We start from the raw sequence: 11,853 nt of genomic DNA on the forward strand, positions 1-11,853 counted from the left end.
TCGGCCGCACCTCTTCCTCACGCGCTTCAGCACGCATGGAGGCAGCGTTGTCCGTGATCTGGTCGATCTCGTATTGCGGGATGATCCGATCGGCCGTCGCGATGTCGGCCGTCTCGATGAAGTAGTCGCGCATGCCCCGGAAGAGCCGGCCGATGCTGTCCATCGTCCAAGCGGTGCGCCAAGGCGTCTCGGCCAAACTCCAGAATAAGGTCCGTCGCTTCAGCGAATTCGATCCCGGCCAAACCTTTGACGGCCGGTGGCTCGGCGCCGAGGAAGCCGACATGACGAAGATGGTAGGAGCCGGGCGTCGGGTTTCCGGGTGCGGCTGGATCGTAGAGCGCGGCCGAGACCTTCAGGAACTTGCCGTCGCGCACCATCTCAGAAAAGGACGGGTCGAGGCGATCAGGCTCGGCGACGAGGCGCCCGTCTTTCACCGACAGCGCCTTCACCCAGCCGAATGCCGGCGCGTTCGTCTTCGGATGACCGACAACGATCGGCGCCTGATGGTTGGCCGGGATCGTAAGAGGAGGCGATCGCCGCAACATCGGCGTCGGAGAAGGTGATCGCCTTCCCCTGCGTCGAAACATGGCTGCCGGTTTTTGAAGATTTCGAACGGTTTCATGCCCGGCATCTAAGCCAAGGCGTGCCCCGTCGTCGGGACCGCGAAATCGCACACCGAGGAACAAAGGCTGGAAATCCGGACGGGAGGGCAGCGGCGCATGCCGGACACGATCTTCAGATCGTTTTCAAAGCCGTTTCAAAGCCCTCTGGCGCGTTTGACCGACCTGTGCGCCATCACCGGGCCTTCAAGCGCACCATTGGCCTCCTGAAGCCCTTTTGCAAGCAGGCTATTTCTGCTCAATCGCCTCAACGAAGTGATCCTTGACGATGTCGAGGATAGCCGTAATCGACGCGTCATTGAACCCGAGGAATTGCCGCTTGGGGATTTTCACGCTCTGAACCTTGAACGTCTGTCCGCCCATGGAGAACACGAGCGCCTCGGCCGTCTTCGGTCGGATCGTTCCGCCCTCATTGTGGATCCGCGCATAGACTTCGTTCGATCCGATTTCGACGCCGTCGCCGGCGAGCTGCCAGACGATTTGGGAAAGGCTCCGGGTCTCTCCGCGCAGGATGCCTGGGCCCTTCTTCGTCTTGGCATAGAGCGGATTGAGCGCGACCCACGGCGCGCCGTCTGGATCCTTCTGATCGACGAAGCGGCGCCGGGTGACCTTGGCTTCGAACTCGCCGATGTTCTTCAGCGCTGGCTTGATGTTGCCGGCCGCTGCCAGAAGGCGCGCCAGCGCATCGTTGATGGAGGCATCGTCGATCGTGATTGTCGCAGCGGCCATTGCGTCGTCCCGTTGTTCTGCTCGACAGCCAGTGCTATATTCTGGCTGTCGGTTGATCGAGGCGCCGGAGCCCTCCGTAGATCTTCTGACGCAAAGCGCGCCCCGGCAGGCGCGCTTTTTCTATTCCGGTCGGCGGTAGAGCAACGCTCCACGACGATAATTCCGAAGGTAATCGTCCTTCGTGTCGAAGCCGGTCACGGCCACCCAGCCCCTGTTGGTCCATTCGAAGCGCACGAACAGGGCACGGCCATCGGGCAGGATGATCCGCTTGAGGTAGGCACGGCGCAAGACCACGCCGCTTTTCATGGCCGCCCAGTCCACCCAGATTTCGTCTGGCGCGATGATGGTATCGGCCAGCAGCTTGGCGTACTGGCCCCGGCCGCGTTTGTCGCTCTTCAGGCCGACGACGGTCCCGTCCGGCATGCGCTGCTCGAAGAGCGACCGGCTAATGGTGATGAGCCCGCCGGACTTATCGCGGAACGGGCCTTCGCCCTTCTTCAGGTCGAACCGCTTCAGGAAGCCTTCGACATAGGCTTTCGGCTCCAGGCCCTCCGGCATGAGGTCGCGGCTCTTGGCGACGGCCGGCGCGGGAAGATCCGGCAGGTTGGCCGGCGCCGGCGCATCTGGCTGATACGCTGGCAGCGGCTCGCGCAGCTCGGTCGGCACGACACCGTCAAGCCATTCCTTGCCGACGTTGTATTCCCAGCCGCGACCGATGCCGCCGATCCGCTCTTCCTTCTCGCCGGTGCGAGGATCGATACCGTCATATCGGACCAGCTCGGGCGCCTCATCTGGCGCATCCTTGCCGAGCGCCTGCATCTCGCGCCGGGACAAAGCCTCGACATCGCAACCGCATCCCCAGCCATTCGGCGGGTAGATGCGGTCCCAGATCGGATCGTTTGCTGCCCAGACCTTGCCGTCCCAGGCGAGGTGCTGAAGGCGCGGATGCAGCGCGCCGGAATGGACGTACTGCCAGTAGGGCCGATACTTCAGGACATCAGGATCTGTGAGCTGCTTGTATCGCCCGGCCATGTAGCTGGTGCGCATGTTCGTCGTGTAGATGATCCGCGCGCGCCATGCGCGCCGCTCGCCATCCGTCGATCCACGCGCATTAAAGAGCCAGCCCGTGCGATCGACGATGGCGTCAAAGTCCTTTTGAAACTCTTTGAAGCCCGTTCCCTGGACACGCGCTTTCTCGATCGCCGCCCGGAAATCTCCCAGCATGTCATCCCGCGTGACGCCGGCGACAGAAAAGCCGCGGACATGGGCTCCATGCTTCAGATCGTCATAGCGCCTGGTGGGCAGGTTGACCTTGCCGGCGACGAAGTCGATTGCCTCCTGAAACGGGATCTGCTCACCGGCCATCGACGGATGCCACGCCTTCGAGCTGGGCGAGCAGCGCGGCCTGCTCGAGGAGCTGAGCCAGATCGTCTACGCCCATCTCCGACGACAGCCGTGCCAGCCGTAGCGTCAGATCGTCATAATCGCGCGCCTCGGCGAACTCGGTGCGGATCTGTCCGATCATGCTGTCGAACACGCCGGCGCCGGCGGTCTCCAGCTGGTCGGTCAGGTTGGCCACGACACGCTCGCTGTTGGAACGTGCCGGCGGGTCTGCGAAATCCAGATTATCGAGCGCGCCCTTGGCCGCAACGCCGGGCTTGCCCGGTTTGGTCTCCGGCGCCGGCTTCTCAATCCATTCGCCGCCATAGGTGTCGTCGATGTACTGCGGGTCCTTCGGACGATAGCCCATCTTGTAGATCGTCTCGTCGCGCTTGATCTTCTCGTTGAGATCCTCGGCCTCGGCGAAATCGCGCCAGACGTCGGGGATGCCGGCGCCGGGAAAGTTCAGCTCGACGATCCACCGGGCGATGGTGTCCTTGATGGTGGCGGAGATCAGATCGGCATCCGCCTTGGCGATCGCAACGCGCACCTCGTTGTGGACTTCGCCGAGCGATCGCGCGCCGCGCTCGCCGGAGTTCGTGGTCAACGTCTCACCGAGCACCGCCTCGCTCATAAGTTCGTCGAGGTATCGGTTCAGCTTCTCAAACACGTCGCCGCCGCCGGCCTTCGCCTCCAGCAGCTCTACGATGACGTTTTCCGGTACCGCAATGCCGGTGTCGTTCGCCAGCTGCCGGATCGCGGCCAGCATCTCGTCCTGGCGTTGCTTGTCGTAGCCACCGGGATACGTGATCTTCGTCGTCGGCGTGCCGTGTTTCTCGACGGCGCGCAGCCACTGTGCCAGTGCGTTGCGCTTCATCCATGCGGGCCAGTAGAGGACTTGCCCTATGCCGACGCCATATGGATCGTCTTCATCGTCGTCGATCGAATGCCTGTGAACCACGAACTTCCGATCGGGAACCGGCACACCCTCGATCATGGCAGCGCGCGTCAGGAGCCGGAGTTTGCCGTCCATGTCGAACCGGAACCGGCGCTGCTTCTTGACCTTAACGGCCTGTAGCGTCCAGACGCCGGCGACATTGGCCCAGAGAACCTCGGCAACGGAGAAGCCCTTCAGGACGGCGCCCAGCATGCCGCGTGTCAGCTTGTCGAAGTCGATCGCCTTCAGCTGGCGCTTGACTTCCTCGGCCGCGCGCTTGTCGAGATCGCTTTCCGATGCCTCGAAGACACTCCATTCGCGGCTGACCACTTCCAGCTTTCGCTTTTGCAGGATGGCGAAGGCATGCGGATCGCGCCGGATCTCGTCATAGAGCTGATGGCTCTTGCCAAGGCCACGCGTGCGCAGGATCTCGTCTGTCGGCTGCATGACGCCGGCGAACTCCGGGACGAACGGGTCCGTCCGGATCGTTGCGATCTCCATGGTGGTTTCAGCCATCTCAGTACCCCGTAAATGCGGAAAGATCGGATCGGGCGGCTACGGCGCCGTAAGCTCCGGTCGCGTCCGTGAACTGGCCGGCTGTCGGACGGTCATCCCCTGTCACGCCGGCGCCAACTTCGCCGCCTTCCTGCTCACTGGCATAAACTGCCAACGCTCCGGCGACGGCACTGTCGCCATGGCGCGCGAAACCGTCTGCCCCTTGCGTGCGAGCATCGTCCGGCACCTTGGCAATGCCCTTGGTCATCTTCAGCAGACGGTAATCGCCGAGCACGTCGTCATCGAGCGGCAGCTCAAACGTGCCGTCTTCGAAGCCGGCTTTCAGCTTCGGCATGTTGAGCATGTACCATTGCTGCGAGAGCTTGATCTCCGAGACGAACGACGCGCCGAACGCCTGCCGTGCCGCCTCGGCATGCGCCGCACCGTTGCCGGTAGCGTCAAAAGCCGCGTGGAAGAAGCGCGGCAAATGCTTTCGCAGGAAGAGGATGATCTGGCGCTGGCTCTCGAACGGCACGTTGCGCAGCTCGAGGAGGAACGGCGTGCGCAGGCTGGTGTCGAGACGCACCTGAAACGGATGGATCACGGACAAGTCGCCCGATCGGCCGAAGTCCTGGCCGAAGCCGGACCGCATCGTCGGATCGAGACGCTTCAGATGCGGCAGGAGCTGCTCGGTGCAGAAGTCCGCGATCTCCGCATCTCGAAGCTCTTTCGGCCAATCGACAAAGCCTTCCGGCGACGCCCAGCGAATAACCGGAATGTCTTCCTTCATCCGCGACATGATCAGTGATCGGGTAAGGAACGCGCCCGACGACATCGATGGGATGCAGAACAGCTCCTCGTCAGCGCCGGCGCCATAGAACTTGATGATGTCCTGGCGCCAGTCGGCCTCCGCCTCGGCCGACCACGGCTTGCCGGTCACATAGGCGATCCGCTCGTAGAGCCCCTGCTGCAGCGCCGTGTCGAAATCGATGCGCAGATGCTTGTAGCTCTGCCGGCCGGCAGGGATCTCTTGGATCTGTTCGTTGAAGTGGTTGTCAAAGCCATCATGCGTGGAGCAGACGATGACCTGTCCGCCCCACATTAGGAACGCGAGCGCCGCCTTTAGCAGTTCTTCGAGGCTGTCAACGAAGGCCGCTTCGTCGATCATGACGACGCCCTGCTTACCGCGCAGGGTGCGCGGCGCCGATGACAGGCCGACGATTTCGAAGCCCGACGAGAACTTGATCCGGAATGCCTGAATGGCGCGCTCGCCATCCTTGTCCGAGTCGTCCCAGATGAATTCCTGCATCTCCAGCGCGGCTTGGCTGAAGGCGCGGGCCCACATGGCGCAGGCGTCGATGAACTCGCGCGTCATCTCCTGGCTATAGGAGATGTACATGAAGTCCATGCCGCCGGCTTCGCGGGCACGCGCTGCGCGCAGGACGGCATAGGCTGCGCACGCCCATGTCAGGCCGATACGGCGCGACTTCTCGACGAAGAGAACGCGGCAGGCCGTTGTCTCGAGGAGGGCGAGCGTCTGCTGCTGGTACGGCAACAGCGCCTTGCGGGCGCCGATCCGGTTGATGACGGCATCGGTCGAGATGCGGCGCGCCTCGGCCCATTGCTCTTTGCTGATAGGGCCGCTCATTTCGTCCCCACGCCAAGAATCTGATCAAGGATCTCACTGGCCGTTTCGTCAGACAGGCCCTTCGAGCGCTGGACGAGTTTGACGGCTTCCTCAGCCTTGGAGGCAAAATCGGCCTCGACCTTCTGGCGCCTGGCTGTCGAGACGCCCTGCGCTTGGCTGGCAGCGCGCAGCGCATTCGCCAGCGCCATGGCGCCCTTCGGATCGAGGCCCGCCTCGCCGGCATTGGTCAGCAGTTCGAAGATCAGCGTCTTGATCGCTTCGGCCGCAATCAGCGTCAGATCGTCGGAGGATTTCGCATCCCACTTCTCGGCAATCGTCGCAGCGATCTCGCGCGTCTGATTGAGCCGGTTGGAGAGCGTGGCAAGCTTGATCGAATAGCGATTGAAGGCCGAGAACGACGGGATCGTGAACTCCAGCTCGCCGCGATGCTCCCGCTTCAGGGCCTCCAGCTCGGCGAAGAAGTCCTGATAGATATCGATCTGCGTCCGGTCACGGTCCTGCAGATCGGCCGCTGCCTTTGCAACGATCGATGCGCACTCTTCCGGCAGAAGCTCGATACCGGAGAGCCGACTACGCATGCGAGCTACCGGCCGGCGGGATGACGGCACGTGACGGACGCTTCACGCCCTCGATGATCGTCTCACGAAGAAGGTGGCGCCAGCCGAGATCGGTCAGCGTCCCGATCTTGACCGAGCCGGCATCAACGATCGTGATGGCGCCCATCATGCGGAGATAATCCATCTCGCCGTGGATCCACGACCGAGGCTGGCGGATGACGAACGTCTGCAACACAAGTTCAATCGTGCTGCTCGACAGGCTCTCATTTACCTGTTCGGAGAGGGCTCGCAATATAATGAGACGCGCATCTTCGCGCATGACTTTGTCGTAGTCGACTCCGATCGGGATCATCAACTGGCCTTCTTCATCTGATCAATCAACACGTCGTTCAGCCGCTCGCCGATCGCCTGGATCGGCTTCAGCTTTTCGTCCATCGACGAAAATTGTCAACGGCGGAGTAAAATCCTGCCACGCGGCGGCGCAAAAGTCGGCCACTTGTGGCGCGCGCATGAGACCGCCGGGAGGGCTTAGGCCCGAGCGGGGGTCTCATGCGCGCGTTGCGATTTTCGAAGGGCGTCAGCCGGCCTTTCGGGCGCGGCTTTGGGCGAGACGATAGCTGTCGCCGTTCATCTCGAGGATGCTGACGTGATGGGTGATGCGGTCGAGCAAAGCGCCGGTCAGGCGCTCGGACCCCAAGGTTTCCGTCCATTCGTCAAAAGGAAGGTTGCTGGTGATCAGGGTCGCGCCTCGCTCGTATCGTTGCGAGATCAGCTCGAACAGCAATTCCGCGCCGGTCTTTGACAGCGGCACGAAGCCCAGTTCATCGATGATCAACAGCTGGTAGGCGGCCATCTGCTTCTGGAACCGGATGAGACGCCGCTCGTCGCGCGCCTCCATCATCTCGCTGACCAGTGCGGCCGCTGTCGTGAACCCAACGGACAGGCCCTTCTGGCAGGCGGCCAGGCCGAGGCCGAGCGCCACATGGGTCTTGCCCGTGCCGCTGGGGCCGAGAGCGATAACGTTCTCCCTGCGCTCGATCCATTCGCAGCGCGCCAGTTCCAGCACCTGCATCCTGTTCAGCTTTGGGATGGCGGCGAAGTCGAAACTGTCGAGGCTTTTGACGACCGGGAACCTGGCCGCCTTGATGCGACGCTCGACCTTGCGACGGTCCCGTTCGATCATCTCCCGCTCGGCAAGCCGGGTGAGGTATCCGACATGATCGACGCCTTCGGTGGCGCACAGCCGGGCCAGCTTCTGGTACTCGCGCTGGAAACTCGGCAGCTTCAGGGTTTTGAGATAATGGGTGAGAAGGATCTCGGGTGCTTGGGTGTTCATGCGACTTCTCCCGCATCCGACGACAGGAGACGCATATACGCCTTCGCCGATGTCGTCTCGACCGTCGCCCTCGGCAAATACGGGTAGATGGACAGGTCCAGTCTGGGCGGCCGGCGTTCCACCCGGCACAGGATCAGATGCTTGACGGCGTCAAAGCCAATGGCGCCAAGCTGGATCGCCTGCTTCACCGCCGCATGCAGATCGGCGAGTTCGAAGCTCTCCAGCAGGCGGAGGACCTGCACGTACTCACGCCGGCCGTGTTTGGCCATGCGGCCTTCCATCAACCGGCGCAGCGTAGCGAACTCTTGCGGCAAGTCCCAGCCCTGGAGGGGCGCTGCCTGATCCAGCGAATTGATCTTCTGCTCGATCAGCGGCAGGTAATGGACAGGATCGAAGACGACGTCTTCCCGTTCCCAGCACCGAGGATGGCGGGCGATGATCTCGCCACGGCCACCAATGACCACTTCGTTGACATAGCCGCGCACCCACACATCCTGATGGCCATAGGCGACCGGGACGGAATAGTCGTTGGTCTTGTAGCGCACCAGCGACTGCGCCGTCACCTTGGCACTTGCCTGGTCGCAGGCATCAAATGGCGAGGCTGGCAAGGCGCGCATGGCAGCCAGATCGCGCCGCAAGCGCTCGCCGATCGTCTCGCTCTCGCCGCGCAGCCTGTCGCGCTGGCGCTTCCGGCACTGCTCCTCCAGAAAGGTGTTGAACGCCTCCCATGTCGCAAACTGCGGGATCGGTACCATGAAGTTGCGCCGGGCATAGCCGACGAGACCCTCGACGTTCCCCTTGTCGTTGCCCTTGCCGGGACGGCCATAGCGATCCCGGATAAGGTAGTGGGACAGGAAGCCGCTGAACAACGTCGCGCGCTTGCGGGTGCCGTCAGGCAAAATCTTCGCCACCAGGCAACGGTCGTTGTCGTAGACGATCGATTGCGGCACGGCGCCGAAGAAAGCGAACGCATGGACATGGCCATCGACCCAGGCCTCGGCCACTGCCGCCGGATAGGCCCGCACGTAGCAGCCGTCGCTGTGCGGAAGGTCGAGCACGAAGAAATGCGCCTTCTGCTCGACACCGCCGATGACCACCATCGCCTCACCGAAATCGGCCTGCGCATGGCCGGGCGGATGCGACAGCGGCACGAACACTTCCTGGCGGCGCTGATCCCGCTCGCGCATGTAATCCTTGATGATCGTATAGCCGCCAGTGAACCCGCATTCGTCTCGAAGCCGGTCAAACACCCGCTTGGCCGTATGGCGCTGCTTGCGCGGCACTTGTCTGTCTTCGTCCAGCCAGTGATCGATCGTCGAGACAAACGCATCCAGCTTGGGCCGCCGGATCGGTGATTGTCGCTGATAGCCAGGTGGCGTCGAATAGGACAGCATCTTGGAAACGCTGTCGCGCGATATGTTGAAATGCTTTGCAGCCTGACGCCGGCTCATGCCTTCCGAGCAAGCCAGTCGAACCTTCAGATATAATTCCACGGTATAGATCCCCAGGCCCTCCTGCGCTCATTGCAGAAGAGAAATAGGTGGCCGACTTTTACGCCGCCCGAAGCGGGACAATCCCGCCGCTACCGTGGTCTAATTTTGCACCGCCGCTCTCAGACACGAGAAATCGGAATTTTTACTTTTCCAGATCACTTGTCAGATACCTTCAAACAGACTTCATAGCTTCTGTAAAATCTGTTTGAAGGAGGCTTCCTTGCCCCAATGCACTGTGTGCCATAACGACTTCTTCCTCATGCGGGGAACCGTCTGTGACGACTGCAAGGAAGCTGCCGCTAAAAAGGATCTCGAAGCCAGAGCAGCGGCGATGGTCCTAGCGACCTCCCTTGAGGTTCCAAACCGAAAGACCAACTCAATAATCTCGATTGTTGCAAGCGAAACCGCGTTGGCTATGAACGTCCTTCAGGATATCGCCAATAGCTGGCGCGACTTCGTCGGCGGCCGCTCCAACACTTCGCAGAATGCCCTTCGCCAAGCCCGAGAAGCCTGTCTCGACCAACTAAAGCTCCGAGCTGCCGAACTTTGTGCTGATGCTGTAATTGCGGTCAACATCTCATACAGCCAGCTTTCTACAAACGGTTCCGGCGGCGGCATTTTGTGTGTGACCGCCAGCGGTACGGCAGTGAAGCTGGCAGATTTGGCTGATAACTAGTTTCGGGAGCTGATGATCAGTTCTTGGGCCTGCACACCCTTTCCACCAGATATCGAGTAAAGCACCTCTGCATTCGCGATGCGAAAGGTGCTGAAGATCTCGCGCATCAGTGGGACGTCGTTGATCGATAGGACGAAATTCCCCTTCAACCTACCGAGCCGTTCGGCCATCACCTCAAACTGATCACGACCGAACAGGGCCGCACCGTAGTCCCCCTCGCTGCCGAAGTATGGCGGGTCGAGGTAGAAGAGCGCGCCCGGCCGATCATACCGATCGATGAACGCCAGCCAGTCGAGGTTCTCAATCACGACCCCCGCGAGCCGCTCGTGCACGTCCTCGAGGAGAGGCGCGAGGCGCGTGAGATTGAACCGAGAGCCGCCCTCGTGCACCACCCCGAACGTCTGACCGGATACCTTGCCGCCAAAGGCGAGCTTCTGGAGATAGATGAAGCGCGCTGCGCGTTCGAGGTCCGTCAGCGTAGAGGGGTCGCACGCCTTCAAGCGCTCGAACTCACGCCGGCTGGTGATCTGGAATTTGAGGCAATCCATGAACTGCGGATAGTGCCGCTGAAGGATGCGAAACAGGTTCACGACGTCCCCGTTTCTGTCGTTGATGACCTCATGCCGAGGCGCCGATCGGCGACGGAAGAACACGCCGCCCATGCCGACGAATGGCTCTGCGTAAGTAGTGTGCGGGATCTCCGCGATCATCTTGACCAAGCGCGGAGCCAAGGTCCGTTTCCCACCGATCCATGCGGCTGGTGGCTGTGTATTAACTACGTCTCTAAAGCCGTCTTCAAAGGGCATTTAAATGGTTCTCAGAATCATGCCAAACCGGGATGCCTCGAAAGAGGTCCGGGTGTGACAGTTATTCCGTATGGCTGTCGGACGGTTTTGTCTGCAAACGTGGCCGTCCTCGGAGGCTTGCCTCCGGCACCTGGTGCTTGGCTCACGGAGACCATCTGAGATCTCCGCAAGCCGTGTCGCTGTTGGATCAGTTGATCGTCTTTTCCGCGGTCTCTTCCACGACAGGCTCGGCCGCGACCGGCGCTTCCGGCCGGTTCGGGTTGAGCTTGCGATCGACGTAATCGGGCTCGTACTTCTGGAGCAGGGCATATGCTTCCGTCAGCTGGGCCGAGATCGTGTCAAAGCCCTGGGCGAGCGTATCGCACTCGTTTTGCAGGGCTTCGTTCCGACGCTTCATCGAGTTGATCATCATGTGCATGCTGAGTTTCCTTGTGAGGTTGTTGTGGATGGAAAGTCGGGATCGGCGGGTCATTCGGCCGACCAGTTGACCTCGGCGGCTGCGGTGATGGCCTGTGCGGTTTCCGCAGCCGCAATCGCCTTTTTCGCGGCCATGCGCTTGGCCTCGACGCCGGCCGAGATGTGCTGCCATCCCGTGAAGGTATCGAGGATCTGCTGCGCCTTCTCAGCCTTGGTCATCCCGTCGGCTTCAGCCTCAGCAACGATGTGAGGGATATCCGCGTCAGGCACGCCGGCGAAAGCGACCTTGGCGCGAGCCTCATCGAGCTTCTGCTGATAGGCCATGATCTGACCGAAGCCCGGCGTGATGAACTGCATCCGGTATGCCTCGGCCGCACGGTCGATCTTCACCACGGCCTCAGCCCGAAGCGCGTCGAGATCGACTTCCACGGGGGCCGGGCTCCACTGGTCGATGTAGGTTTTCAGGCCGTCCGGGATCGCCGGCCAATCGTTGGTGAAGCCGTCAAAGAGAGCGTCCTCGGCCTTGGTCAACTGGCCGCGCAAGGCGTCGGCATCCGGGCCGGACAGCTCGGCCAGCATCTTGCCCGCCGTCTGGTACCAGAACTGAGGTGCGCTGAGGATCTGCTGTCGGCCGAGCCAGATGGCGGCGGCAACGGCCCAGCGGGAGGCCTTCTTCTGTTTCAGGCTATCGACGACGCCGTCGGCCATGGACTCGTACATGCTATCGATATTGTACATTGCTTTTCCTCTTGGTGGTTT

General features: G+C 61.7%; 13 protein-coding genes. 2 read left to right on the plus strand and 11 right to left on the minus strand.

All coding sequences use genetic code 11. The annotated features are described in order from the left end of the window. Positions 1-152 precede the first annotated feature (152 nt). Entirely contained in the window at positions 153-563 is a 411-nt protein-coding gene (locus GA0004734_RS00010; protein WP_139056206.1) for a hypothetical protein, read from the plus strand. 285 nt (positions 564-848) lie between these two features. On the opposite strand, the gene GA0004734_RS00015 is transcribed toward GA0004734_RS00010, so the two are convergent. From GA0004734_RS00015 to istA, 8 genes are all read right to left on the minus strand, one after another. Continuing rightward, complete coding sequence (locus tag GA0004734_RS00015) at positions 849-1,349, minus strand: phage virion morphogenesis protein (protein WP_092930016.1); 501 nt, start codon at positions 1,347-1,349, stop codon at positions 849-851. Between the two features lie 120 nt (positions 1,350-1,469). Next, positions 1,470-2,714 (minus strand): PBECR2 nuclease fold domain-containing protein, encoded by a 1,245-nt coding sequence (locus tag GA0004734_RS00020; RefSeq protein WP_092930019.1) that lies wholly within the window; start codon positions 2,712-2,714, stop codon positions 1,470-1,472. Beyond that, on the minus strand, positions 2,704-4,182 hold the full coding sequence (locus tag GA0004734_RS00025) for a DUF935 domain-containing protein (protein WP_092930022.1): 1,479 nt from the start codon (positions 4,180-4,182) through the stop codon (positions 2,704-2,706). The genes GA0004734_RS00020 and GA0004734_RS00025 overlap by 11 nt, the downstream gene beginning before the upstream one ends. A 1-nt stretch (position 4,183) precedes the next feature. Then, positions 4,184-5,809, minus strand: coding sequence for a hypothetical protein (locus tag GA0004734_RS00030; protein WP_175386132.1), 1,626 nt, complete (start codon positions 5,807-5,809; stop codon positions 4,184-4,186). Then, complete coding sequence (locus GA0004734_RS00035; protein ID WP_092930025.1) at positions 5,806-6,387, minus strand: DUF3486 family protein; 582 nt, start codon at positions 6,385-6,387, stop codon at positions 5,806-5,808. The genes GA0004734_RS00030 and GA0004734_RS00035 overlap by 4 nt, the downstream gene beginning before the upstream one ends. Further along, on the minus strand, positions 6,380-6,718 hold the full coding sequence (locus GA0004734_RS00040; protein ID WP_245292296.1) for a VpaChn25_0724 family phage protein: 339 nt from the start codon (positions 6,716-6,718) through the stop codon (positions 6,380-6,382). Before GA0004734_RS00040 ends, GA0004734_RS00035 begins: the two co-directional genes overlap by 8 nt. A 225-nt stretch (positions 6,719-6,943) precedes the next feature. Beyond that, positions 6,944-7,702 carry an IS21-like element helper ATPase IstB gene (gene istB, locus GA0004734_RS00050; protein ID WP_092930036.1) on the minus strand — a complete coding sequence of 253 codons (759 nt, stop codon included), beginning with the start codon at positions 7,700-7,702 and terminating at the stop codon, positions 6,944-6,946. Then, positions 7,699-9,195: an IS21 family transposase gene (gene istA / locus GA0004734_RS00055; RefSeq protein WP_139056207.1), complete on the minus strand. Its 1,497-nt coding sequence runs from the start codon at positions 9,193-9,195 to the stop codon at positions 7,699-7,701. Before istA ends, istB begins: the two co-directional genes overlap by 4 nt. 259 nt (positions 9,196-9,454) lie before the next feature. On the opposite strand from istA, the gene GA0004734_RS00060 reads away from it, so the two are divergent. Next, positions 9,455-9,871, plus strand: a complete 417-nt coding sequence (locus GA0004734_RS00060) for a YbjQ family protein (protein WP_092935680.1) — start codon at positions 9,455-9,457, stop codon at positions 9,869-9,871. Here GA0004734_RS00060 and GA0004734_RS00065 read toward each other — a convergent pair. The 3 genes from GA0004734_RS00065 to GA0004734_RS00075 form a co-directional block, all read right to left on the minus strand. Further along, positions 9,868-10,677 (minus strand): DNA adenine methylase, encoded by an 810-nt coding sequence (locus GA0004734_RS00065; protein WP_092930042.1) that lies wholly within the window; start codon positions 10,675-10,677, stop codon positions 9,868-9,870. The genes GA0004734_RS00060 and GA0004734_RS00065 overlap by 4 nt on opposite strands. A gap of 187 nt (positions 10,678-10,864) precedes the next feature. Then, a complete protein-coding gene (locus tag GA0004734_RS00070; RefSeq protein WP_092930045.1) occupies positions 10,865-11,095 on the minus strand; it encodes a hypothetical protein in 231 nt (76 codons plus the stop codon). Between the two features lie 50 nt (positions 11,096-11,145). Beyond that, a complete protein-coding gene (locus tag GA0004734_RS00075; protein ID WP_092930048.1) occupies positions 11,146-11,832 on the minus strand; it encodes a hypothetical protein in 687 nt (228 codons plus the stop codon). Positions 11,833-11,853 lie beyond the last annotated feature (21 nt).

The organism is Rhizobium sp. 9140 (assembly GCF_900067135.1).
In the GTDB taxonomy this organism is placed as follows: domain Bacteria; phylum Pseudomonadota; class Alphaproteobacteria; order Rhizobiales; family Rhizobiaceae; genus Ferranicluibacter.